The following is a 24,860-nucleotide window of genomic DNA, read 5'->3' on the forward strand; positions in this document are numbered from 1 at the left end:
ACGCCGGTTCGAACGTTCGCTAGATCGTGAAGGCGACGATCTCGTTCCGTTCTCGGTGGTTGGTCCAAAAGCGAACGCCGTCGCAGGCAAGTCCGCGCGCTGCAAACGGCACGCGAGCGAGATCTTCGAAAGCACCGGTCTCCGCATCGATTTTTCCAAGAAAATACTGGTCGGAGTCTTCGACGTCGGTAGTGATCGCGTAGAACGCGCCCCCGCTGAAGCACTGTCCGCATACGCCCCGTGGCACGTCGATCGTGCGCACGACGTTCCCGCGTTCGTCGATCCCTACGATTCGCTTGTTGTACCACTGACTAACGTACAGACGTACGCCGTCGTAGCTCAGATGCGAGCCGGTGTCGTCGGGACACTGCAGCGAGTCTTGATCTTTGAACCCGTGCCCGGGGATAAAGCGCCGAATATATCGCGAATCGTCCGGACCTTCTCCGCAAATGACGCGTAACTCATCGCCCACGACCGTCATGCCCCACGGTTTACCGGGCGCTTTGTCTTCTTCTACGATCGTCCATTGATGTGAGTCGAGCGCGTAGATGCGATTGGTATCGATCGAGCCGATCCAAAGCTTTTCGCCATCGAGAGCAATCGCTTGCGGGTGCGGTGCCGGCGACGGCAACCGCATCGTTTCCGAAATATCGTGCATGTGCGGTCGCTTTTCACGCGCGGGACCCGGTTCCTGGCTCGCCTGCGTCGAATGACGCAGCCGTGGTAATTTTGGGAATCGAGACCTCGTGCGACGACACCGCTACGGCAGTCGTGCGCGACGGACACGACGTCCTCGCGAGCGTTTCGACCAACCAAGATGCATTTCACGAACGATACGGCGGCATCGTCCCGGAGATCGCCGGTCGTCGCCACGTCGCACTGTTATCGGCCGCGGTCGAGGACGCGCTAACTCGTTCGAACCTCGACTTCGCGCGCATCGACGGCATCGCGGTTACGCGGGGACCCGGCTTGGCCGGCAGCTTGGTCGTCGGCGTTGCAGCTGCCAAGGCGTTGGCGTACGCACGCAACAAGCCGCTGTACGGCATCAATCATCTGCACGGGCACATTTTCGCGCCGTTTCTCGACCGGCCCGAAGCGCTGCCCTATCCGTTCTTGACGTTGCTCGTTTCGGGAGGCCACTCGCAACTCGTCGCCGTCGGCTCGCCCACCCGTATGACGATTCTCGGACGCACTCGCGATGACGCCGCCGGCGAAGCGTTCGATAAAACGGCCCGCTTGTTGGGGTTGCCGTATCCGGGCGGGCCGGCTCTCGACCGTCTGGCACAGTCCGGCAATCCGACGGCGTATGCGTTCCCGCGCCACCGCCCGGCGGGCGATGCGCTTGACCTCTCCTTCTCCGGCCTCAAAACGTCGGTTCGGTATTTTCTCGAGAGCGCGGCCGGGCGCGACGCCTCGCCAAGCGATGTGGCGGCTTCGTTTCAGGCTGCGGTGATCGACGTCTTGATGGCACGTTTGCGATCGGCATTCGGTCGTGGCCATTATCGTGCGGTCGCACTTTCGGGTGGTGTGGCCGCCAACTCCGGATTGCAGTCCGCCCTGCGATCGTGGAGTGCGAGCAACGGCGTTACCGCCTTCGTCCCGCCTCCGGCCTATTGCACCGATAATGCGGCTATGATCGCGGCGGCGGCGTTTCATCAGCGAGAAGCGGTCGCCTTCGATCCTCTCGAGCTGTCGGCCGATCCCAACTTGCCGTTCCTAATTGCCTCTTGACCCACCAGGCCATGCGTGTTAGAGTTCGCTTCATGTTTGCGCCCGGACGTACATCCATGATGTGGCTCATGAGCCGGATGTGTTGTCATCCGGCGAGGGTCGTCGCGCAGCGTTAGGAACTTTCCCGCCATATCGCTTCGCACGCCCCTCGCCGAAACGGCGGGGGGCGTTTTGTTTCCCAGCTTTCCCATCGCACCAGGAGGCCGGAAAATGCACGTCACCATTGGAATTGGATTGCTCGGTTGCGGCACCGTCGGTTCGGCGGTTGCCGAACGTCTGGTCGGGCCGAATGCCAGCCGGCGCTATGCCGGCGCCTTTTGCGAATTGCGCGCGATCGCAGTGGCCGACCCGTTCAAGGTCCGCCCCACCTTCTTGCACCGCGATCTTTTTACTACCGACGCTCGGGCGGTGGTGGACGATCCGCAAGTGGACGTCGTCGTCGAATGCATCGGCGGAACCACCGATGCCGCCGAGTTGGTCGAACGCGCACTTGCTCGGGGCCGGCACGTCGTTACCGCCAACAAGGATCTCATCGCGACACAGGGGCCGCGACTGCGTGCGCTGGCCGCCGCCTTCTCCGCGCAGTTGCGATATGAGGCAGCGGTTGGCGGCGCCGTGCCGGTGGTTAGAACGGTCGTCGAGTCGCTCGCCGGCGACCGTATCGACGCGATCGCGGGCGTTCTCAACGGAACCTGCACCTCGATTCTGTCGTCGATGGAACGCGGTGTCTCATACGAGGCCGCGCTTGGGGCAGCCCAGGCTGCCGGATTCGCAGAAGCCGACCCGTCGAGCGATGTCGACGGCGTCGACGCCGCACACAAACTCGCAGTCCTAATGCAAGACGCATTCGGTTTAGCTATCGTCTCGCCGCGTATCCGTCGTCGCGGCATCGCAAACGTGACCGCTCGCGATGTCGCAGTAGCGGCGGAGCGCGGCTACCGCATACGGCTGGTCGCGGCCGCCGTTCGCAGCGGCGACCGCATCGCCGCCGAGGTCGGACCGGTTTGCGTGCCGATGGATCACGAGTTCGCGCGCACGGCCGGCGCTGAGAACGTCGTCATTCTGCGCGCCCGCGACGCCGGGCAGCTGGTGCTGCGCGGCACGGGCGCCGGCGGGCCGGCGACTGCTTCAGCGGTTCTCGGCGACGTGGCCTCGACGCTGCACGCTCTGGAACGCGCGCGTCCGGCGATCGTATCGGGCGTCCGTTCGCCCGCGCCGGCACTCGACGTAGCGCCCCTATTCCCCGCACTCGAACGGATGCGTGATCTCGCCGATTATCCGCTCTGGAACGAGGCATGCTTCGCCGACCCTCCGGCCGCTCAACCAGCGTTCGCCATCGCGTGGCCCGGAACGGAATATCGTTCGTGAACGCCTCGCGAGCCGTGCCGATCTAGCCGCCGTCCTCATGCGCGAAGAAACCGTCGACGTCGGAGCGTTGCGGCTCGAAAGCGGCGCGACGCTTCCGCGCGTCGAGCAACGCGTTACGATCTACGGCGACCCGATCGCGCACGCGGATCGTATCGTGCTCGTCAATCATGCATTGACGGGCTCGAGCCGGGTGGCCGAATGGTGGCCGGGAATCGCCGGAACGAATGGACTGTTCGATCCGGACGAGTGCTGTACGATCGGCGTCAACATGTTGGGCAGCGTCTACGGCAGCACCGGGCCGGTCGACGATCCGTTTCCGCGCGTCACGGTGCGCGATATCGTCGCGGCGCAACGTCTAGCGCTGGATGCGATCGGCATCGAGCGCATCTGGATCGCCATCGGCGCCTCGCTGGGCGGTATGCAGGCGTTGCAATGGGCGCTCGATGCCCCCGAGCGCGTCGGTCGTGCCGTCGTCATCGGAGCGCACGATCATCACACTGCGATGGGCATCGCGCTGAACGCCGTGCAGCGCGATGCGCTGGCGCTCGACCCCCAGCGCGGTTTGGGATTGGCACGCAAGATCGCGATGCTAACCTATAAGAGTGAGGCGCTCTTCACTTCGCGGCACGAACGGCGTCCGGACCGTCACGGACGCGCGTTCTACGATATCGAGGGCTATCTCGACCGTCAAGCCGACGCGTTTACCGCACGCATGAACGCTTATGCCTACGCCACGTTAACGCACGCAATGGATTCGTTCGACGTGCGTCCAGCCGCGCAAACCGCCCGCATCAAGCCGAAGCTGACGTTCGTCGGAATCAGTTCCGACTGGCTGTTTCGCCCGCAAGACGTACGAGCGGCAGTCAGCCGGTTTCGGAATGCCGGCTTCGACGCCGGCTATCTGGAACTCGCGAGCGACCACGGACACGACGCCTTTTTGGCCGAACCGGAAGCGCTGGCGCGCCTGCTTCGGCCGGTGCTCGCGTAACTTTCGTTACGAATCCCGTAACGCGCGAAATAGCAAGATGCGGTATCCTTTACTTTCGATCACGATCGACGTGACGCAAATTTCTTCCCGCGCCAGCACCGAATCGGCCTCCCAGTCGTCGCGTTCGCTATTATACATGCGCGTGTGATAGCGTACGCCCGGCTCGAGCAATGCCGAAAGGTCGATCGGAACGGCGGTCGTCGCGTCGCTAACGTTGCCCACCAGCACTGCGATCTCGCGTCCGCGTTGGAGCGCCACCACGCGTGCGATGCGCGAAAATAGCGGCACCTTGTCGGACACGTCGCTCTCGTAGAGCGAATGCGCGAACTTCGTATTTACTTCGCAGGTGGTAAACAGCGTCATCGATCCTTGCGTACGTACCGCAAAGTAGGAGATTTCGCTGCCGTGGAACGGCAACCGCCGCAACGCTACCCACTTCCAATTCGGCGGAATGAGCGGGTTGATTTCGGGACGATCGCCACTGAGCGTCAAGCCGCAGACGCCTTCAATCGCCGCCCAGAGAAAGCGGGGCGGCTCCCACGGACTTAAGCGCATACCTCGATTTACCAGCGAATCGCCATCGAACCATTCGCTGAACTGCCCGGGAACGGTGTTGTTGCCCCGTGGGTCGCGCGCGTAATGCTCGAACGATGCGCGCAACGCGTTGACCATGAACTCCGGATGATAGCGAGCCGCGGCGAACGCATACCACCACGTCAAACCCGGCCAAACCCCGCCAATCAGTCCGGCGAAGGCCGACGGATCGTAGCGCGGGTCGAGTTCGGATGCCGTGCGCAAGCCGGCTTCGGTCCAAAAGTCGGGTGAGTTGAGTCGCGAGATGATTCGAAATCCCGTCTCGTCATCGCAGACGTGAAACATGACCGGAAAGATCTCGTCTCCGGTAACGTCGGTTCGCGGGTTTCCATTCACGTCGATATTCAGATAGAACAAACCGTTGCGCGGATTGATCAGATGCGTTTGCATGGCCGTCGCAATCCGTGCCGAGACATCGCTGAAGCTCTGTATTTCGGAATCGTCGGAGTCGACGCGCTCGGCCAAATGCGCGAGTTCCCGTAACGCCGCGGAACATTCGGCATTGATCTCGGTTACGGCGCCGTTGATTGCGTAGTTCGCGATGATGTTGCGCCAGCTAGCGATCGCCCAGACGTTACCGCGCGGATCGTCGGCCGAGCAATACACCAAGTCGCGATCGTCCATTTGCGAGATGATGTAGCGTCCGGCTTTTGCGAGCGACGGGAAAATCTGCCGCAGCCACTCCTCATCTCCGGTGCAGCGGAAATGATGGGCAGCCGCCATGATAAACAGCGGAGTGTCGTCGTTGATGTTGAGGCCGTCGTCCTCGACGCGGCCGACCAGCGCGTCGACGTACTCGGGAAGCTTGCCATCGGGGTATTGTAGTGCGGCGGCCTTGTCGAGAAGCGATCGCGAGAATTGCGGCATGAAATAATCGCAGCCGTACACGAACCAGGCGCAGTCGCGAATCACGACGTTCGACATGACGCCCGGGTCGTTGGTGAAGAGCCAGCCGATTGGGTAGCGCGACATCACCCGCCGCATGTTGACTTTGCTCCACAACGCGCCGTCGTTGATCACTTCGTCGGGGGTAATCACCTCGCCGCGATGCAGCACGTCAGCCAACAACGAAAGCGTGGTTCCAAGCGCTTCGTACGGTGTTTTGTTTACGAAGTCGTGCAACGTCGCGGCGTCATCGTTTGGAAAGAGTCCGGTTTTAAATGCAAAACGGTAGGTCTCACCCGGCTTGACCGCTATGTCGAGCTGCAGGCTGCCTAAGATGTCCCCGGTCGCTTCGGTCGAGTTGCCCAGCGGCTCCGTCTTGGAGCGGCTGTACACGTTGCCGAAGTCGAAGCTCGTTTCGTAGGCGCTCGGCTCGCACGTCATTGCGAACACGCGAACCCCGCCTTCGCCCGAGCGATTGCGCGCGATCAGTCCGCCAACGCTCGCGTCATAGCGGGCCTCGACGTCGTCATCGGTGTCGCCGCGCAAGCGGGCGTAACCGTTCATGCGCAACTCTTGCTCGTGTTCTCCGCGGTTTTCGATCTCGATACCCTGATACAGGATCGGCGGATCTTCGTTTCCGTCTTCGTCGCCGAACGGCAAAAAAATCGTCTCGGTAATCCAAATCGAACCGCCCACATCGAAACGGCGGCGCTGGAACGCCGGGTGGATTTCGACGGCGACCTCACCAAGATCCAGCGACAGCGGCGTATACACTTTGAGCGATTTATCCGATGGCGTGCGCGCCGCATCGCGCAGCGGACGCCCGGCGATCGAACACCGGACGGCGATCGAACCGATCATCGTCTTGCCGGCCGCGATCGAAAAAACGCGCTCGATGTCGCCCGTATTTTTTGTATTCACCCAAATCCGGCTGTTACCGAAACTTGGGCCCATACCGAGATTTGCGGCCGTCGTGCGATAGTTCGGCAACCGTTCGACCGGATCGATCTGATAGGTCGACGAATGCGGCGTTGGCGAAAGGTTCATGCCCGCAACGTTATCCTCGCGAAGGCCAGGGCCTGGCGCTACAACGCCGGCGCGTCAACTTTCGTAAAGGCAGCGCAGAAGCGCGGTGACGACCAGCTCGTGCTCGAGCGGACGAATGCGCTCCAGCGCGCCGGCTTCATCGATCCCGCGTGCGAGGCGCACCGGCCTGCGTGCGAGCACGGGTCCTCGATCGGTATCGGGCGTAACATCGTGCATCGTAGCGCCGCCCCACGGTGAGCCGGATGCCACCGCGTCGCGAATCGCATGCGCGCCGCGAAACGCCGGAATCGATGTACCGTCCGGCATTTCCACGCGATCTAAACGAAAATCGAGCGGCAGATATGCCGGGTGCAGGTTGACGATTCGCGGAAACGCCCGGACGAAATTGTGGTCGAGCAAATGCATCCAACCGAGTAACGCCAGTACGTCGGGAGCCATCGCCGCCACGCTCTCGAGCAGGCGCAGATCGTACCGCTCGCGCGTCTCGTGCGACCGGTCCCAAACGACGAACGTTGCCGGCGTGCCCGCGCGCAGCATGCGTTCGGCAGCGAACGCCGACGTACGGTTCACGATCGCTCCGGCAAGGTCGACCGGCAGCCGGCCTTCATCGCGCGCGTCGAGCACCGCTTGTACGTTCGTTCCGCTACCGGATGCCAGCACGACCACCCGCTTTTGCGGCAGCAGCTGCGCCCGATCGTATCTTTCTACTACGGCCGCGCCGGAAACGGTAGCATAATATCGAATTAGCGATTCCGGCCCGACCGCTGCAATCAGCGCGCGACGATATCCGCGTTCCGAAAGATCCAGCAGCGCGCGCAGCAAGAGAAAACGCCCGAGCGACGTACCGCGATCGGCAACGGACACTCCAAACGGCCCGAACAGTCCGGTCCCGGGTTCGGATGCCGCACCGCGCAGCCAACGAAAACGTAGATCGCGTGCGGCCACGGTCGCGAACCCGACCGGATGCCCGTTGCGTCGGGCCAGCAAATTGTCTCCGGCGGCGGCTTCGGAACTCCAACTCCCGCCGAAGGTTTCGTCGATCCACGCTAAGGCATCGCCCGGTAATCCCACGCTGCGTTCGATGGTCGTTGCAGCATCGAGATGCAGGGTGCCGGCGATTGCAGCGGCGCGCGCTGAAAACGCATCGTCGAGGTCGACGGCGAGATTGCACAGGCCCGACACGTTTGGCTTTATTCGAAGAGGGCGATGACGATCGCCGCGCAACGTTCGAGCACGCCGCGCTCGCGATCGTCGATCGGGCCGGAACGATCGCGTTCGGTTGCCAACGCACCGATCGGTATCCCGCTCTCTGCGCCGAGAATCGGGACGATGGATCCGCGTTCGGTTAAAAGAAACGCATTCGACGCCAACGATTCGGGCGCGATCGAAGGCGGCTTCGAAGCAGTTCCGAATTCGCCCAGCAACGTGACACGGTCGTCGTCTACTTCGTAGATCGCGCTCCAAGAATAGCCGGCGCGGGCGATCGCCTCGGCCGCGGCACGAGCGCGATCGTCGCGCGAACCATCCGCTTCGCACGCCGCGGTGAGGTTTTGAAAGAGCGCCTCGTTCATACGTCCTCGCGGGCAGGATGCACCACGACGGAAGGTTCGTCGCCGGCGCGCGTCTCGGTCCACCCGGCGACGAACGCGCCGGGAGCCGCGGCAATGGCCGCGGCTGCGTCTTCCAACGGAACGATCATGGTGTACCCGATGCCCATGTTGAGGGTTCGATAGCGTTCGTCGAGATCGAGCCGCGCACGGCGGACGATTTCACGCTCGATCGGCGGTACGGTCCATCGCTGCTGTTCGAAGATTGCTTTGACGTTGGGCGGTAGCGTGCGCGGAACGTTTTCACGCAAGCCGCCCCCGGTGATGTGCGACATCGTTTTCACACGCGCCACCGCCTGCACGTCGCGCACCGCGCGATAGTACGACGGATGCGGCGCGAGCAGCGCGTCGCCGAACGTCGTTTGACTATCCGGCAGGGGCGATTCGTATTCACTGGGATCGATGACATCGCGGGCGAGCGAATATCCGTTCGTGTGCAATCCGATCGCCGGAAGCGCGACGATCGCGTCGCCGGCACCGACCGACAACGGGTCCGGAAGCGCGCCTCGATCGACGCGGCCGACGATCGTGCCGGCCAAATCGAAGTGATCTGGGGCGTATACGCCGGGCATTTCGGCGGTTTCACCGCCGAGCAGCGCACAATCGTGTTCGCGACAGGCGCGCGCGCAACCGCCGACGATCGCTCCGGCAATCTCTGGATCGAGCTTACCAACGGCGAGGTAGTCGAGAAAGAACATCGGCGTTGCATTCACGACCAAGATGTCGTTGACGCAATGGTTCACGAGATCGGCGCCGACTGTGTCGTACCGTCGCAACGCGATGGCGATCAGAATTTTGGTCCCGACGCCGTCGTTCGAAGCGACCAGCGCTTGCGTCGCATCACCGGGCATCTCGAAAACGCCGCCGAAGCCGCCGATCGCGTCGAGCTGGCCTGGGTGGCGCCAACCGGCGAGCAAATCGCGATATCGGTCGACCGCAGCATTTCCGGCTGCTATATCGACGCCGGCGCGCGCGTACGCGCTCGGGATCAGACTTCTGTCGCTCACCATCCTCCTTCGCAGGGCTGGAGCCGTCGCGCGCAGGAAAGAAACTGCTAGCCCTGCTCCGTTCTCGAGCAGTAGTTCACCGCGCGAAAGGTTCACCATGCAAATCCGTGTCGCATCCGGAGCGCCGATCGACGCGCGCACCGCCGCCCTGGTCGTGCCCGTCTTTTCAAACGAAGCGCTTGCGGGCGCCGCACAATTAGCCGACGGCGCCGTCGGCGGAGCACTCTCTGAAGCAATAGCGAGCGGAGAGTTCAAAGGCGCGTTCGGCGACACGGTCCTCGTGCATGCAATCGACCGGCCTTTCAAGCGAATGCTGGCCGTGGGATTAGGTGAACGCAAACGGTTCGAAGATTCGATGTTGGCGCGCTATGCGGGAGTGGCAGTGCGAGCGCTCGGCCGCCGAAACATTGCCGAGATTGCCGTGGCGCTTCCGCCCGAAGCGGCCGGCCGCGAAGCCGACGCCGCATCCTCGATTGCGCTAGGAGCGATCGCTTCGTCATTCGAGATTACGACCTATCAGCGCGAACCGGAGAAGCCGATCGCGGTTACGAGCGTAACGCTTTTATCCGATGGATTCGACAGCGACGCGCTCGAACGTGGCGTCGCGCGCGGAACGATCGTCGGCGACGCGGTGAACCTCGCTCGAAGACTGGCCGTCACACCGTCCAACGACATGACGCCGACGATTCTCGCGAACGAAGCCGAAGCGGCGGGACGCGCGGCCGGTGTTGAGGTCGAGATCCACGACGAAGCCTGGGCGCGCGACAAAGGCATGGGGTCGTTCCTGTCGGTCGCTCGCGGAAGTGCCGAACCGCCGAAATTTATCGTGATGCGGTATAACGGCGATCCTTCGAGTAAAGAGTTGCTCGCGCTCGTCGGAAAAGGAATCACGTTCGATACCGGCGGCATCTCGATTAAGCCGGCCGACCGCATGGAAGATATGAAATACGATATGTCGGGCGGCGCCGCGGTCATCGCATCGATGGTCGCGATCGGCAAGCTCCGTCCGAAGGTGAACGTCGTCGGCATCGTTCCCGCAACTGAAAACATGCCGGGTGGAAAGGCGACCAAACCCGGCGACATCGTGACGGCCATGAACGGCAAGACGATCGAAGTGATCAACACCGACGCCGAGGGGCGATTGATTTTGGCCGACGGGCTCTGCTACGCCAACGAACTCGGTGCGACGCGCATCGCCGAAACGGCCACCCTAACGGGCGCGGTCGTGATCGCGCTCGGTCACGCCGCCGCCGCGGTCGTTTCTAACGATGACGACTGGGCAGATCGCTTCGTTGCCGTCTCTAAGGCGACCGGCGAACGTTTCTGGCGCATGCCGTATTACGAAGAATACGCAAAACAGATGAAAAGCGACATCGCCGATCTCAAAAATACCGGCGGTCGCGCGGCCGGCACGTTGACGGCCGCGGCGTTCCTCAAGTCCTTCGTCGGCGAAACGCCGTGGGTACACGTCGATATCGCCGGCACCGCATATCTCGACGGCGAGTCGGGTTGGCAAGCGAAAGGACCCACCGGAATGCCGGTGCGCACGTTCGTTGCATTAGCCGAATCGCTGGCGTCCGGCAACGGCGCGTCTGCGTCGAACGGCGAGACGAACGCGGCGGCGGTATCGACGAGGTAGTTCCGGGATGTATTCGTCTGTTAAGAAACGCGCGAACGCTTCGTCGGAAGCGCGCCCGTACGAGCCGGAAAAAAATCCCGCCATTCGGCGGGTCACGGCCGGCGCGATTAAACGCCGAAAAGGCAAAACGATCTTTCCGGTAGCGACCGCATACGACGCGCCGTTCGGAAACTTCGTCGAAGAGGCTGGGATCGACGTCATCCTGGTCGGGGATAGCGTGGGAAATGTCGTGCTCGGGTACGACGAAACCACCCCGGTCACGCTAGACCAAATTATCCACCACACACAGGCGGTGGTGCGCGGCACGGCGCGCGCCCACATTATCGCCGATATGCCGTTCGGCTCGTACCAGGTCAGCAACGAGGACGCGCTGCGTTCGGCCATTCGATGCGTCAAAGAAGGCGGCGCTAGTTCGGTCAAACTGGAGGGCGGCGTTTACGAAGCCGACCGAGTACGCGCGATCGCGCGGTCGGGGATTCCAGTCGTGGGACACATCGGAGTAACGCCGCAAACGGCCGGCCTCGGACCGGGATTCAAGCGTCGTACGCATCGCGATCGATTGATCGACGACGCGCGCGCGGTCGAAGCCGCCGGCGCCTATGCGATCGTGCTGGAAGTTGTCGACTTCGAAATTTCGCGCGAAATCACCGAGTTGCTGACGATTCCTACGATCGGCATCGGAGCCGGACCGCACTGCGATTCGCAAGTGCTGGTGCTGCACGACATATTGGGGATGTATTCGCATTCGCCGCCCTTCGCAAAGCGGTACGCCGAGGTCGGACGTCTCGCGACCGAAGCGTTGCGGGAGTTTGCCGACGACGTTCGCGCCGGCACGTTTCCCGCGCCCGAACCTGAAACCTAAGCCGCCCGACTACGACGCCTTATCGGTCGTGACGAGCGCGCGACTTTCATGCCCGGCCGGAACGCTTGGATACGAGCCCGTCAGACAGCCGAGACACATTTCGCTACGATCGCGCCCGGTGGCGGCCAGCAAACCGTCGAGGCTCAGGTATCCAAGTGAGTCGGCGCCGGTCTTTTGCCGGATTTCTTCGACGGTGAAGTTGGCTGCCACCAATTCGTCATAGGTCGCCATGTCGACGCCTAAATAGCACGGATGTTTGATCGGGGGCGATGTGATGCGCAGATGCACTTCTGTCGCGCCGGCTTCTCGCAATAACGCCACGATGCGCGGGGTCGTCGTTCCGCGCACGATCGAATCGTCGACCACCACCACACGGTGACCTTTGAGATTCTCGACGACCGGATTGAATTTGAGATGCACGCCGCGCGCGCGCATCTTCTGATCTGGACTGATAAACGTACGTCCGATGTAGCGGTTCTTGATCAAGCCTTCGACGTACGGAAGCCCGCTCTCGGCCGCGTAGCCGATACCGCCCGGTATAGCCGAATCGGGAACGGCCATTACGACGTCGGCCTCGACGGCATGCTCGCGAGCCAAGCGCCGTCCCATTTCGTACCGCGCGACATAGATCGCGCGATCGCTGAGTTTGGAATCCGGACGCGCGAAATAGATGTACTCGAACATGCAAAAGGCCGACTGCATCGCTTCCACGTCGGTTTGAGTCGATTCCAATCCAGCTGCATTGATGCGCACGATCTCGCCGCGCCCGAGTTCGCGAACGTATTGAGCGCCCACCGTGCCGAATGCGCACGACTCCGAAGCCACCATGAAGCCGCCATCGGCCAGCGTACCCAAGCACAAAGGCTTGACGCCCCACGGGTCGCGGAACGCATAGAGTTCGTCGTCGGTAATCAGCACGATCGAATAGGCGCCGCGTGCGCGGCCCATCAGGCTTCGAATGCGATCGATCATCGACCCTTTCGCCTCGACCAAGAGTTTGGCCAAAACTTCGGAGTCGGAACTCGCCTGTAACACCGTTGTCGGCGATAGCGTGTCGCGCAGTTCGTCGGTGTTCGTCATGTTGCCGTTATGCGCGAACGCGAAATCGCCGATGTCGCTTCGCTCCAGCAACGGCTGCGCGTTGACGACCATCGACGAACCGCTCGTCGAATAGCGCGTGTGCCCGACCGCGATATGACCGCCGAGCGACGACAAAATCTCTTCGTCGAAGATCGCGCCCAACAATCCCATCTCTTTGTGCGATCGTATGGTACCGCCATCGGCGGCGGAGATGCCGGCCGATTCTTGCCCGCGATGCTGTAACGCGTATAGCCCGAAGTACGCGAGCCGGGCGGCGTCGCGTTGCGGAGCGAACACCCCCGTAATGCCGCACATTAACCGAGACCTCCGTCAGTCGCTGGAACGGCGGCCACCAAAGATTTGCAGCAAGGCGAGAAAGATGTTGATTGCGTCGAGATAGATGCTGACGGCCATCTGCACCGGCGTCAAGCCATCGCCGCCGGCGCGAAGCCGTGCGAAGTCGATCAACACGAGGCCGGCGAAAATTACCAGCGTGATCCACGCGTACGTCTCGGGATGGATGAAGCGAACGAACATCGAGACCACGCCGACCACGATCAATCCGAGCAACGCAATCGTCAGGATACCTTGAAAGCGGCGTAAGTCGAGGCCGGTCGCATAGACCACCGCAGCCAACGCGAACATTCCGAGCCCGGTCGTCAGCGCGGCGTTGAACACCACATCCGATCCGACCGTGCGAATGTATTGCCCGATAACCGGTGCGATTCCGACGCCTTCTAACGCCGTAAAAGCGTAAAACAACGTGAGCGAAAGCGCCGCATTACTTCGGACGGCGTTGATTGCGAAGAGCAGGATAAACCCGACGATCATCGCCGCCAAACCGACGCCGGCCGGAAACCCTTGGGTCGCAGACGCCGCGAGCGCCGTTACGCACAGGCCGAGCGCCGTGATGCCCAGCACCTGCGCGAGCAGCGAATGCGTAGCAACGGCCGGGACGGCCGGGCCGCCAAACTGATTTTGCGGTCTGCCCTGGTTTTGAAAGGCCATACGTTATTAATAACCTCCTCGCGCCGTCCGAGTTACACCTCCCGACGGCCGACCCCGCTCTCGAGCAAGCGGCACGTCCGCCCGAAGCGAATCTTCGGTGGATGAATCGCTCGACGTTTTTGGGTGCGGTGGCATCCGCTTCAGCCGCGACGGCCGTGCCCAGCCAGGCCCAGGCGGCATCTGACGTCCCGATCTCGTTGCAGACGGCGACCGGAACGCTGTACGGAACGCTAACGTTTCCGCCTCGAACTCCGGCACCGGTCGTTTTGATCGTGGCCGGCTCGGGTCCGACCGACCGCGACGGCAATTCTAGCCTGGGCGTTCGCAGCGATACTTATAAGCTGCTCGCGCAAGCGCTGGAAGCGCTCGGAATCGCGACGGTGCGTTACGACAAACGCGGGGTCGGCGCCAGTGCCACCGCCATGAAGTCCGAAAGCGACCTGCGGTTCGATACATACGTTCAAGACGCAGCCGCATGGATCGCTCTTCTGCACGGCGATGCGCGATTTTCGTCGGTCACGGTAGCCGGCCACAGCGAGGGTTCTCTGCTCGGAGTGCTGGCGTTGCAAAATGCAAGCGCCAATGGATTTGCCAGCCTCGAGGGCGCCGGGAGGCCCGCTCCGGCAGTGCTACGCGAACAATTCGCAGCTCAGCTGCCGGCAAAACTCTACGCGCAAGCCGACGCCGCTATCACGCAATTGCAGCAAGGCCATCTGGTAACGGACGCGCCGCCTGAATTAGCGGCACTGCTGCGACCATCGGTGCAACCGTACTTGATTTCGTGGTTCAAATACGATCCGGCGGCGGAGATCGCAAAGCTTCGCGTTCCCATCGCCATCGTTCAAGGAACGGCCGACGTCCAAGTCGGCATGGTGGATGCGCGAGCTCTTGCGCGCGGAGCTCCTCACGCGAAATTCGTCGTCGTCGACGGAATGAATCACGTGCTCAAGTACGCACCCGATACTTCGACGCAAGCGGCCATTCTGCACGGGTACGACGATCCGTCGTTGCCGATCGAACCGGAAGTAGTAGAGGCCATCCAAGCACTGAGTTTGTAGATGCTACGGCCCTACGCACGATGATATGCTATGTGGTGATGGCTACGGGCGGATTCTGAAAGTTGAAACAGCCGAAACGCACTTGAAGCTTTTGTAGTAAGCTTAGCTGGTTTGTCCATGGCGAAACTGGCTCACTCCTAGATTCTTGATCGGCCCAATTACGCTGGGAAACCCGTTACGCAGGCAGAAGGCCTCGTAGTACCGGCAACGCTTCCATCTCGCGAGGCTCGAACTTCTCCAGTCCGCCGAAATACGTTCGACCGCGCCCCACAAAAGATGCACGGGCCCTATTCAGATGTTCCGTCAGCCGCTGCAGTTCATCTTTATGCAATGGCAGCTTCGGCCAAAGGCCGTGGACAACGTTGACCGTTACCAGCCCATCGGGATTGAGGGCGAAAACAGGGGCCTGACGGGCCATGTAACTTGCTACGATAGGGGGCGCCGAGGGCCTAACGGCCCACCATGCTGGTCGGCCACGTGTGACGTACCGCTCCGACACGGGGGCTTTGCCCGCTAAAGAATGCTCGCCCTGACATAGGTATTCGTCGAGCGCTTTATCAGCTTTCCGATTAATGTCTGTCGGCGGGTCGAATAGCACAAGGCGCTGCCCGTTGTCTCGGATTACGCCTGCGCACTGAATGATTTCTTTCGCCGACGTAATCGCCGGCTTGCACCATTTTTCAATGCCTAGGGCTCGGGCTCTTTCTAATGTCATGATGAAGAAGCTATTCGCTCCGGTTACCTGCCCACGGGAAACGCGGACGATCGAACCGAGCGGCACGGCATCCTCGCTCAAATGAATTCGCTGGTTTAACAACGGAGACCAGCGCTCCGCGTCAAGTTCACTCCTACTGACGCGATTCCCACTGCGGCCCAGTCCCTTGGAGACCTTAACATTTTTGGAAACGGAAAAGGTAAGCCGTTTGTGCTCGACTCCCACTTCGAAATATGCGATTGCGGCCGTGGTCATCGCATCCTTAAACGCGATCGCTTGGGGGGCGATGAGATGTACTCCGGCGCAACCCAGTTGATTCAGCATTAGCTTACGCACGACACTCCCGTAGTTGACATCCAGCCACTCCGCGCTCGTCACAAAGCACCCAACGTCCCCATCGGTCACGAGTGACGCCGTCTGCAAAAAGAAGTGGGTATACAGTCCCGCCAAGCCAGACATATGGAGCCCTAATCGCGTGGCGAGCCTTATCGCTCGTTCCTTCGCATGGGTAGACAAGCCATGATGCCTAACATAAGGTGGGTTACCGATAAATCCGGTGCGGCCGTCGATGCGATCAAGGCGTAGCCTCATATAGTCGGAGTGCTGCACAATTGCGCTCTTAGCCTTAATCACGTGAAGCATTGCACGAGTCATCAGAGTAGCTACAGCATCAAGGTCGACGGCAACTGTCTTGAGCGAGCGATTAGACAAAAGGATTGCTTGAGTAAAACGTCCGCTCCCCGCCCCTGGATCGACAATTCGAGTCGGCTTGCGGTCAAGCAGCCACTTTATCATCGGCTGTATTAACGTCGACGGAGTGTAGAAGCTGCCCACTTGCCGTCGTCGGACCGGCGACCGCAACGCGCAGAATGCTTCTCCTAGAGGGTCGGCGCCGCCGAGTATCTGCTCGCGGAGCCCGCGGAGCAGCCGGGAAGATGTTCGAGGGACATCCTGGACTCGTTTCAGTAATTTCGCTTCCGTCATGGATAACGGGCCGCCCGCTAATGCGGCCCCAAGATCCAGAGTTGCTCGGATTAGCTGCTGTTCGCTTACGATCGATTCGGCGTGCGCAGTATCGCGAGCTGCCGATGATTTCAACGGCTCGCTCCCGCATGATCCGCAGAAAACATGCTCTCGGAATACTGGGGTATCAGAATATCCATGTCATCTGCCATATACGAGATCCGAAGCCTGACACAAATGTTGTGCGACAAATTCCTACGAAAAGTCAAGGACTCGGAAGTCCCGGTATGAGCGCTAGGCGGGGAAGATTTACAGAGGCTTGCTCCCAGCGGCCCGACACGGAGTCCTTCGGCAGCCGATCCCCAAGCTCCAACATCGTGCACCACCCGAGTATAGTTCCAGCTGCACTCTGAGAATCTTCGACCTCGCATACGACCAAAAACCAGTCCCGAACTGTAGCCCCAAACTCGGCCTCACCACGCGAAAGAAAAAACGTGATTTCATTCGTCATCGTCTTCGCCAACGTTGACTTCACCTCTATCAGCCGGCTGGGACCGTTTACTCGCGGCGCAGAGATGTCGTAACCTAGCTGATCAGAAAGAGCGCTGACTCGCCGGACCTCACGAGCTAGCTCTATGTAGCCTAGCGATTCAAGCTCGACACGAGCTTGATAAAGCACAACCCTTTCGCCAATGTCACCAATGAGACGCCGCTGACGATCATCGAAGCGACGACCCAAAGCGACTAGTAACTCCTCCCGCCTAGACGCATCTAGCCCCAATGACTCGGCAAACTCCTCATTAGGTGGCCGTAGCTCCTCTGCGTTCTTTTCTACTTGAGAAGCGAGGGTAAATATAGCTACCCTAGCATCCTCCAAGGTACCGTCAAGCAAGTCTGAAAGAAACCGACTAGGGAAGAGTACTTGCTCTGTTTCAGTCACTAAGCCGCAGTCAATTAACAGGCGTTCTCCCACACGCAAATCTGACGGAGAGAACGAACCTCCAAGCGCGTGGTTCCAATACGACGCCATTGCATCAATCCGCCTTAACCCGTCCTTATCTAAGACAGACGCAGCGTGTAGTGCTGCGTCGATGACGTACGACGTGACCCGGCCTCTCGCACCTATCGGCGGCTTCTCTTCGCTCAAGACTCTATCCCGAGATGAACAAACATCTCGTCCAGATCGCTGGTCTCGACCCACTGACCGTAATCATCGGGCTCGGGCAACGCCATAACGGTGAGGTTGGGGTCTGATAGCATTCGAGACAGACGTTCTGCCTTAAGACGTACTCTCTGATCAATTATTTCGTCGACGGTCCCTACGCTCACCAGAGATATGATTCTCGTTTCTGCTTCGATTGGCAGACCGAGTCTATGTATGCGATCGATCGATTGAAGGTATTGACCAGCATTGAATGTGCGGTCTAGGTACACTGCGTCATGACACTCATGATGCAAGCTGACGCCTTCCGACATAGCGGCGGGATTGGCCAGCAACACCCAACAATTCGGATCATACCGGAAACGCCTTAATTCGCTCTGCCGGGTTACGAAGTTAGTTTCTCGGGGGGAAGAGGGGATGGCGCCATAGATCAGCGCCGGCTCGTGGGGAGCTAGCACTCGATGAGCAAGCTCCTCAAGATTTGCCACAAAGTTAGACCATACTAAGGTCTTGCGCCCTGCGGCTGCGTTGGTGTCCACTATAGATGCTAGCTTCTGAAATTTGCTAGGCATCTCGTACTCATGGTAGCGCATGATCAAATCGACCAAAGACGAATCGTCCGGGACCGGCGCAGGTGGCCAAACCGTTGATGGAACAGCACCGTTCAGCGATTTAGCAAGCAACGCGGGATCCGTCGCGGCTTCCATAAGGTACATTACGACGTCGGCCATTCGTGACAACTGAGCACGAACTTGCAAGGTAAGATTTAACTGTCCTACCATGCGAGAACGGACGGCATTGTAGATCATTGACTGTAGCGGGCCCATATCGACGTATTCAACCCGAATCAGGGGAGGCACCAGACCTAACTCATCCTTCTTCGTACGGGCAAACAACGGCGCTATTCGGTCCGAAACTTCCTCCATGACATCATCCGGTGGATTCGCCTGTAACGCCGCAGACGGTAGGATACGCGTCGCTTGCTGCGGCCATAGGAAATCAAACAAAGCGACGAAGTCACTCGGGTGCTGCGGAGCGGGAGTCCCGGTTAAGATATCCCTGCGAGCCGCGAGATAGGCAAGATCAAGGCACGCGCTCCCCCATTCGCCGCTCCGCCCCCGCTTAATTCTGTGAGCCTCGTCCAATAAAACATGACAGGGCTTCGCCATAACCCAGGCTGAAACGTCTCTGAGGCGTGCCGCCAGCCGTTGGTAGTTAGTCAGCAAGATCTCGCAGGCTTCAGGAATTCGCTCGTCCAGCCAGGTCACGCAAGGAACGGGCTCCATCCACCGCTCCGCTTCTGTGAGCCACGAATCAAACGCTGAAAGCGGCGCTACAACTAATAGCCGCGCGACCCGTCCCCGCAGACGTTCGGCTTCGTAACAACCTAGTGCCACCGCCGTCTTCCCGGCACCGGGTACAGAAAAGTTGGCATAATGCGACATAGCCAAGACTCTGGCCAAATCGCGACGCTGGAAACGCCGCAGACCACCGAGTTGGAAGCGATTATCAGGCCTCCCAAATGTCATTTCGTCGATATCGTATTCTTGGCTCGACGATTGGCTCAGAGCGCACGTAATCTCTCGTTCTTCGTCCTCTTCTTTTTGCAGCATTGCAAGGATCGAGGAATCGAAGGACGCATCGCAGGAGTAAGCGATTAGAGTCTGCGCAATCCAATTTCGACGCGCAAGGAAGCTCTCAATGGGAATCACTAGCTGACCGTTGAGCACTCGTAGGTTACCCGGTGCCAGGTTGCGCTCAAGGGTCCGCCAAGCACTCTCCGCGACGTCCCCATCGCGCGCGATAAAAACGCGGGGCGGCGAGCCTGCGACAGTTAACGACAATGACCCGGGCACAGCTTTAATTATCTAGCAGTACGCCAGCTCTCACGAGAGCGACTTCCACTTCGCGGAAGCGTTTCTTTAGCTTTTTAAATGCCATTTCCATAAGTTTCTGCCTCCTGGTGTCAAAAGCCGGATCCTTCATCGCCACGGGCAGAGCATTAGAACATTTCACTAATTCATTCGCGGCCTTTTTGAGAAGATCTACCGGCGCGCTGAGTTTATCCTCGACGCGGTCAGCTCGTTTCTTCTCGTCGATTCCCACAATCATAGAAGTCTTCAGGGCATCCCGGACATTGTCGGCGCTGAGCGAGACTTTTTTGTCGCCAGCGACAATCGCCACATCCTTAGTCTTCTGATTAACAACGTCAATTAAGCGGCGTATATCCGGCCGCGCCGGTTCCGCTGGCTTTGAGCGCTTCATCAGCCTAGCCGCACCCGGGTTGGAATTGGGAAGTTGGTCCGGACTCGTTGCGGTCAGGAAGTCGGCAAAACGGCCGACGACCTCATCCTCTTCAAGATGAGGAACGAGATAGTCGCCAACGAATGCGTCATCAACTCTTCGAAGCTGGTGCACCGAAGTTATACCGAGCATTCCCGACAACAGTATAGTTTCTAGATATCGCTCCGCGGAGGCTGGGTCATCCTTCATCTTGGCATCGTATTCGCGCAATGTTTGTTTCAGCTGCTCGTACGCCAGATCGTCAAAGAAGCGCAAGGGTAATCGTTGAGCCGGTATGTTCTGCATCCTACGGATCAGGTCGAGCATGCGCAACCGCAATTCTACTTCCGATGCACCCTTTTTCGCATTATCGAGATGAATTCTCATCTCCGCCGCGATCTGTTCAGGAGAAAGCTTAAACTCTTCCTTCAGCTCCTCCACGAATAGCAGCTCATTAGTGAACGAATATTCACCCTTTAGCTGCTTTTGCATTTGGAGCCGAAGCTCGAGTAAATTTAGTTCTTGCGGTTTCACGGTTTGTGGCAATACAGCTACGCGAATGTACTCTTTGCTAGGGTCAGCGAATTCTCGGATAGCTACCGCACGCGTGTTACCATTGATAAGCACGCCGTCGTGCGTAATTATTCCCGGATCAGTTTGACCGTCTTGGGTTAGCGATTGCTGCAGCATTGCGAACGAGGCTTCGCCTCGGTCCTGGCGGATATGAAAAGCAATAATTGCTTGAGCGCCTTCACTATCGGGTTCATGGCTAAGTTCGCCCCACTGCGCATCGTCCTGAAGCTGAGCGCGAACGCGATGAGACTTGTGGTTTAGGAGAAGTTCATTAGCGCCGATCGAGATAACTGGACAGCTCATAGGATCCCCAAACCCGGCGATGCGCAAAACTTCACCCTTTTTAGCCGAAGACGTGTTCTGCGCGTCCACCAGGATCCGGATACGACTCATTCGCTCATTACGGCTTATTTGGGCCACGCGAGCTCCCTCCAAAGTCAATTGGCGGCATCACTTAAAAAGAGAAATATCGAGGATTTCTACGAAAACCATCGTGTTCAAACCTGCTTCAGGTCCGACTTTCAATGCGAATCGAGCAAAATAAAAACTTGCGTGGGTCGGCCTGCTGCTTGCTTCATCGGACCGTGATTGAGAATGCAGCGGTCGGAAGCCTAAATACGCAGTCCCGGGGTTAGGCTCGCCTGGGTGTCGCCGTCATTATGCGACTCTGAGCACCCTCATATTTCGTAAGAACCTTCGAATCTTAGATCTTCAAATGATCGTTCTTTACTTCCGGAGTCGGGGCCACTTACGGCTCGAGAAGGACGGGCAGACTTGATCAAGGTCGCCGCACTTATCCATAAATCGCAGTCGATTTGCGATTCGCCGTTTGGCTAGACGTGAGTCTTCAATAAGCTCAAACTCATTATGTTCCTTTCCTGCTTTCCCAAAGCGCCAATTCGCGCGACACCGCCAAATGCGCTATCCGGTCGAGGCCCCGATATCGCTACGGTACGTGAGGTTTGCATTGCCAAACCGCGACGACAACGTTCTCACTGCGGCGTACGCGCGAACGCGGGCGTCTTCGCGATCGCCACCGACGGCAGTGACGGTCAGCACTCGCCCACCGGAGGATCGGACGTGCCCGTTTTCGAGCGTACTGCTGCCCCAAAACGCTTGGCACCCTTCGGCCAACGAAACGTCTGGAAGGAGATCGTTCACCGGCGTGCTCGCAAACGGATACGACTCGGTCGCTAATACCACGCCTACGCAGTGCCGTGCCGACACCGTTGCAGCCGACGCCTCGGTTGCGCCGTCGGCGACGGATTTTAGTAACGCGGCAAAATCCCCATCGATGCGCGGCATCAACACTTGCGTCTCCGGGTCGCCAAACCGCACGTTGAATTCGATCACCGCCGGTCCCGCTTGGGTCCACATGAGACCACAGTACAAGACGCCGACATAACGTTCGTCGTCGGCCTGCAAACCACGCAGCACCGGATCGAGAATGCGTTCGCGCACAACGTCGAGCGCGTTTGCCGGGAGTTCATCGGCCGGGGAATATGCGCCCATGCCGCCCGTGTTCGGACCCGTATCGCCGTCGCCGGCACGTTTGTAATCGCGCGCATCGAGGAACGGCGTCAGCGAGGTGCCGTCAGCCAGCGCAAACACGCTGCATTCGCGACCTTCGAGCCGCTGTTCCAGCAAGACGCCGTTGCCGCCGCCGGGTATGCCTCCGGCTCCATACCAGTCGCGCAACACCGCGCGCGCCTCGTCTGCGTCTTTGGTGACAACGACGCCTTTGCCGGCGGCTAGACCATCGGCCTTGACGACCACGCCGCCGTCCCATTCGTTCAGCGCGCGAGCTGCCGCATCGAGCGAATGCACGACGGCGGCACGCGCGGTCGGGATGCGATGACGTTGCATAAACCGCTTCGAAAAAATCTTACTGGACTCCAGGCGGCCCGCCGATCGCGACGGCCCAAATACGGAAATGCCCGCCGCCGTCATCCGGTCGGCTACTCCGGCCGCGATGGTCGTTTCCGATCCGAGGACTGCGAAATCGATATTACGATGACGGCAGAGTTCGACCAGCGACGGTCCGTCGGTGGCCGAAATGCGGACGTTCTCGCCACGCGAGGCCGTGCCGGCGTTGCCTGGAGCGGCGACGATCGATTCGCACGATGGAGAACTCGCTAGGCGCCACGAGAGTGCATCCTCGCGCGCGCCGCTCCCGACAACGACTATGCGCACGCTATTCCCATTCCACGGTAGCCGGCGGCTTGGTCGTTATGTCGTATGCGATGCGATTGACGCCCGGGACTTCGTTGACGATACGCGACGAGATACGCGCCAGCAAATCGTGGGGCAGACGCGCCCAATCGGCGGTCATGCCGTCTTCGCTCGTGATCGCGCGAACCGCGACCAAGTTGGCATAGGTGCGTCCGTCGCCCATCACGCCGACGCTCTTTACCGGCGTCAGTACCGCGAAATATTGCCACGGCATCGCATCGAGATCGGCCTTTTCGATCTCTTCGCGCACGATGGCATCGGCTTCGCGAACCACGTTCAAGCGTTTTTTCGTGACGTCGCCAATAATACGCACCGCCAAACCCGGACCCGGAAATGGCTGGCGCTGAACGATGTGGTCCGGAAGTCCGAGCACCCGCCCGAGCGCGCGCACTTCGTCCTTGAAGAGCGCCCGCAACGGCTCGATCAACGCAAACCGCATCTTCTTGGGCAGGCCGCCGACGTTATGGTGCGATTTAATTTTGTGTCCGGCCCGGCTATCCGGCGTCTTTGACTCGATGACGTCGGGATACAGCGTGCCTTGCACGAGAAATTCCGCGCCTTCTATGCGTTTGGCCTCACGTTCGAACGTTCGAATAAACTCGTGCCCGATGATCCGCCGTTTCTTTTCGGGGTCGGAAACGCCGGAAAGCTTGTCGAGAAAACGAGCGCGGGCATCGACCACGCGTAGGTTGAGGTGCAGCACGTCGCGGAACGCGGCAACGACTTCTTTCGCCTCGCCCTTGCGCAACAATCCGTGATCGACGAAGACGCAGGTTAGCCGGTCTCCGATCGCGCGAGCGACGAGCGTCGCGGCAACCGCCGAATCGACGCCTCCGGACAGCGCGCAAATCACATTGGCCGAGCCGACCTGGGCGCGCACCCGTTCGATCTCCGGCTCCACGAACGACTCCATCTTCCACTCGTCGGCGATCCCGGCGACGTTGCGCAAAAAGTTGCGCAGCACCGACCGCCCGTGTTCGGTGTGCACGACCTCGGGATGGAACTGTACGCCGTATACCCGGCGCCCGGCATCCCCCATCGCCGCGACGTTGCAGCGGGGAGTCGATGCGATCGCTGCCAAGCCGGCAGGGAGGGCCACGACCGAATCGCCGTGCGACATCCAAACGCGCGAATGCTCGGGCACGTTCTCGAACAGCGGCGATTCGGGTGCGCTCACCGTTAGTTCGGCCGGACCGTACTCGGCGTGATCGAGCTTGACGAGTTGTGCGCCGAGTTCGCGAGCCAGCAGTTGCATGCCGTAGCAGATGCCGAGTATTGGAACGCCGCTGGCGGCGATCGCCGTATCCATCTGCGGCGCGCCGTCGACCATGGTGCTCTCCGGTCCGCCGGAAAGGATGAACGCGGCGGGCGACCGCGATTCCAAATCCTTCCATCGCACGTCGTAGGGCACGATCTCGCAGTACGCGCCAAGTTCGCGGGTGCGGCGCGCGATGAGCTGGCTGTACTGCGCGCCGAAGTCGAGGATGAATACCGTTTGCGGCAAGGTGTGTACTATGCCGCTTCCGTTGCGGCTTTCAGCGCATCGTCGTAGTTGGGCTGATCGGCAACTTCTTTGACGAGGCTGTAGTAGCGAACGGTTTTGTCTTTGCCGATGACGACGATAGCTCGGGCCAGCAATCCTAGTTCGGCGATGAGTAGCCCGTACGCCGGACCGAACGAATGGTCGCGGTAGTCGGAAAGCATGCCGAGTTGCACGGTGTCGTCTTGATTGTTCGACCAGCGCGCCATTGCGAACGGCAGGTCCATGCTCACGACGAACGGCGCTACTCCGGCCGGCAACTCGCCGAGACGCTTGTTGAACGTTTGCGACTCGAGCGAACAAACGGGCGTATCGAGCGATGGGACGACGATGAGCAATGCCGCGCGGCTTCCGCCATCGACTAACGTTTCAAGGGTCACGGGAGCCAGTTCGGCCCCGGTCAGCATAAAATCGGGAGCCGGAGCACCGACCGTCAACTCGGGTCCGACCAACGTCATCGGCGTACCCCGGAATGTTACGGCGCCGGCGCGGCGCGGCGCGTCTTGCGTAGCCATGAA

The 24,860-nt window shown here is 60.2% G+C and carries 19 protein-coding genes; 6 read left to right on the forward strand and 13 right to left on the reverse strand.

Annotation, left to right across the window (positions count from 1 at the left end):
- Positions 1–19: 19 nt before the first annotated feature.
- Entirely contained in the window at positions 20–658 is a 639-nt protein-coding gene (locus VGF98_01630) for a hypothetical protein (protein HEY1680323.1), read from the reverse strand.
- Positions 659–720: 62 nt separating this feature from the next.
- Between VGF98_01630 and tsaD the strand changes: the two genes are divergently transcribed.
- The 3 genes from tsaD (at position 721) to VGF98_01645 (ending at position 4,087) form a co-directional block, all read left to right on the forward strand.
- A complete protein-coding gene (tsaD, locus tag VGF98_01635; GenBank protein ID HEY1680324.1) occupies positions 721–1,731 on the forward strand; it encodes a tRNA (adenosine(37)-N6)-threonylcarbamoyltransferase complex transferase subunit TsaD in 1,011 nt (336 codons plus the stop codon).
- 210 nt (positions 1,732–1,941) lie between these two features.
- Entirely contained in the window at positions 1,942–3,099 is a 1,158-nt protein-coding gene (locus VGF98_01640) for a homoserine dehydrogenase (GenBank protein ID HEY1680325.1), read from the forward strand.
- Between the two features lie 37 nt (positions 3,100–3,136).
- The gene (locus VGF98_01645; protein HEY1680326.1) at positions 3,137–4,087 is read left to right on the forward strand and encodes an alpha/beta fold hydrolase; all 951 of its coding nucleotides are present in this window, start codon (positions 3,137–3,139) and stop codon (positions 4,085–4,087) included.
- Positions 4,088–4,093: 6 nt separating this feature from the next.
- Here VGF98_01645 and VGF98_01650 read toward each other — a convergent pair whose 3' ends face one another.
- Genes VGF98_01650 through purM form a run of 4 tightly spaced genes read right to left on the reverse strand, consistent with a single transcriptional unit; the run spans position 4,094 to position 9,230 of the window.
- Positions 4,094–6,613 carry an amylo-alpha-1,6-glucosidase gene (locus VGF98_01650; GenBank protein ID HEY1680327.1) on the reverse strand — a complete coding sequence of 840 codons (2,520 nt, stop codon included), beginning with the start codon at positions 6,611–6,613 and terminating at the stop codon, positions 4,094–4,096.
- Positions 6,614–6,667: 54 nt separating this feature from the next.
- Positions 6,668–7,795 carry a formyltransferase family protein gene (locus VGF98_01655; protein ID HEY1680328.1) on the reverse strand — a complete coding sequence of 376 codons (1,128 nt, stop codon included), beginning with the start codon at positions 7,793–7,795 and terminating at the stop codon, positions 6,668–6,670.
- An 8-nt stretch (positions 7,796–7,803) separates the two neighbouring features.
- The gene (locus VGF98_01660; protein HEY1680329.1) at positions 7,804–8,184 is read right to left on the reverse strand and encodes a hypothetical protein; all 381 of its coding nucleotides are present in this window, start codon (positions 8,182–8,184) and stop codon (positions 7,804–7,806) included.
- On the reverse strand, positions 8,181–9,230 hold the full coding sequence (gene purM, locus VGF98_01665) for a phosphoribosylformylglycinamidine cyclo-ligase (GenBank protein HEY1680330.1): 1,050 nt from the start codon (positions 9,228–9,230) through the stop codon (positions 8,181–8,183). Before purM ends, VGF98_01660 begins: the two co-directional genes overlap by 4 nt.
- A 94-nt stretch (positions 9,231–9,324) precedes the next feature.
- Between purM and VGF98_01670 the strand changes: the two genes are divergently transcribed.
- Positions 9,325–10,866, forward strand: coding sequence for a leucyl aminopeptidase (locus VGF98_01670; protein ID HEY1680331.1), 1,542 nt, complete (start codon positions 9,325–9,327; stop codon positions 10,864–10,866).
- A gap of 7 nt (positions 10,867–10,873) precedes the next feature.
- The gene (gene panB / locus VGF98_01675; protein ID HEY1680332.1) at positions 10,874–11,728 is read left to right on the forward strand and encodes a 3-methyl-2-oxobutanoate hydroxymethyltransferase; all 855 of its coding nucleotides are present in this window, start codon (positions 10,874–10,876) and stop codon (positions 11,726–11,728) included.
- 9 nt (positions 11,729–11,737) lie between these two features.
- Here panB and purF read toward each other — a convergent pair whose 3' ends face one another.
- Positions 11,738–13,123: an amidophosphoribosyltransferase gene (gene purF, locus VGF98_01680; protein HEY1680333.1), complete on the reverse strand. Its 1,386-nt coding sequence runs from the start codon at positions 13,121–13,123 to the stop codon at positions 11,738–11,740.
- Between the two features lie 15 nt (positions 13,124–13,138).
- A complete protein-coding gene (locus tag VGF98_01685; protein ID HEY1680334.1) occupies positions 13,139–13,816 on the reverse strand; it encodes a Bax inhibitor-1 family protein in 678 nt (225 codons plus the stop codon).
- Positions 13,817–13,917: 101 nt separating this feature from the next.
- Here VGF98_01685 and VGF98_01690 point away from each other — a divergent pair, with 101 nt between their 5' ends.
- Entirely contained in the window at positions 13,918–14,874 is a 957-nt protein-coding gene (locus VGF98_01690; GenBank protein HEY1680335.1) for an alpha/beta hydrolase, read from the forward strand.
- Positions 14,875–15,049: 175 nt separating this feature from the next.
- Here the strand turns inward: VGF98_01690 and VGF98_01695 are convergent, their stop codons facing one another.
- The 6 genes from VGF98_01695 to tpx all read right to left on the reverse strand — a co-directional run bounded on the left by VGF98_01695 (position 15,050) and on the right by tpx (position 24,857).
- Positions 15,050–16,687 carry an N-6 DNA methylase gene (locus VGF98_01695; GenBank protein ID HEY1680336.1) on the reverse strand — a complete coding sequence of 546 codons (1,638 nt, stop codon included), beginning with the start codon at positions 16,685–16,687 and terminating at the stop codon, positions 15,050–15,052.
- A 1,008-nt stretch (positions 16,688–17,695) separates the two neighbouring features.
- Positions 17,696–19,426 carry a DEAD/DEAH box helicase gene (locus tag VGF98_01700; GenBank protein ID HEY1680337.1) on the reverse strand — a complete coding sequence of 577 codons (1,731 nt, stop codon included), beginning with the start codon at positions 19,424–19,426 and terminating at the stop codon, positions 17,696–17,698.
- A 148-nt stretch (positions 19,427–19,574) separates the two neighbouring features.
- Complete coding sequence (locus VGF98_01705; GenBank protein ID HEY1680338.1) at positions 19,575–20,963, reverse strand: hypothetical protein; 1,389 nt, start codon at positions 20,961–20,963, stop codon at positions 19,575–19,577.
- 528 nt (positions 20,964–21,491) lie between these two features.
- Positions 21,492–22,763, reverse strand: a complete 1,272-nt coding sequence (purD, locus tag VGF98_01710) for a phosphoribosylamine--glycine ligase (protein ID HEY1680339.1) — start codon at positions 22,761–22,763, stop codon at positions 21,492–21,494.
- Between the two features lies 1 nt (position 22,764).
- Entirely contained in the window at positions 22,765–24,306 is a 1,542-nt protein-coding gene (guaA, locus tag VGF98_01715; protein ID HEY1680340.1) for a glutamine-hydrolyzing GMP synthase, read from the reverse strand.
- Positions 24,307–24,314: 8 nt separating this feature from the next.
- The gene (gene tpx / locus VGF98_01720) at positions 24,315–24,857 is read right to left on the reverse strand and encodes a thiol peroxidase (protein HEY1680341.1); all 543 of its coding nucleotides are present in this window, start codon (positions 24,855–24,857) and stop codon (positions 24,315–24,317) included.
- Between the last annotated feature and the right edge of the window lie 3 nt (positions 24,858–24,860).

Source organism: Candidatus Tumulicola sp., from assembly GCA_036490475.1.
GTDB lineage: Bacteria > Vulcanimicrobiota > Vulcanimicrobiia > Vulcanimicrobiales > Vulcanimicrobiaceae > Tumulicola.

Coding starts and splice junctions, on each gene's coding strand:
- tpx (HEY1680341.1), bottom strand. CDS start 24,857: ATGGCTACGCAAGACGCGCCGCGCCGCGCCGGCGCCGTAACATTCCGG.
- purM (HEY1680330.1), bottom strand. CDS start 9,230: ATGGTGAGCGACAGAAGTCTGATCCCGAGCGCGTACGCGCGCGCCGGC.
- panB (HEY1680332.1), top strand. CDS start 10,874: ATGTATTCGTCTGTTAAGAAACGCGCGAACGCTTCGTCGGAAGCGCGC.
- VGF98_01645 (HEY1680326.1), top strand. CDS start 3,137: ATGCGCGAAGAAACCGTCGACGTCGGAGCGTTGCGGCTCGAAAGCGGC.
- VGF98_01660 (HEY1680329.1), bottom strand. CDS start 8,184: ATGAACGAGGCGCTCTTTCAAAACCTCACCGCGGCGTGCGAAGCGGAT.
- VGF98_01705 (HEY1680338.1), bottom strand. CDS start 20,963: ATGAGTCGTATCCGGATCCTGGTGGACGCGCAGAACACGTCTTCGGCT.
- VGF98_01685 (HEY1680334.1), bottom strand. CDS start 13,816: ATGGCCTTTCAAAACCAGGGCAGACCGCAAAATCAGTTTGGCGGCCCG.
- purF (HEY1680333.1), bottom strand. CDS start 13,123: ATGTGCGGCATTACGGGGGTGTTCGCTCCGCAACGCGACGCCGCCCGG.
- VGF98_01640 (HEY1680325.1), top strand. CDS start 1,942: ATGCACGTCACCATTGGAATTGGATTGCTCGGTTGCGGCACCGTCGGT.
- VGF98_01690 (HEY1680335.1), top strand. CDS start 13,918: ATGAATCGCTCGACGTTTTTGGGTGCGGTGGCATCCGCTTCAGCCGCG.
- VGF98_01650 (HEY1680327.1), bottom strand. CDS start 6,613: ATGAACCTTTCGCCAACGCCGCATTCGTCGACCTATCAGATCGATCCG.
- VGF98_01670 (HEY1680331.1), top strand. CDS start 9,325: ATGCAAATCCGTGTCGCATCCGGAGCGCCGATCGACGCGCGCACCGCC.
- VGF98_01630 (HEY1680323.1), bottom strand. CDS start 658: ATGCACGATATTTCGGAAACGATGCGGTTGCCGTCGCCGGCACCGCAC.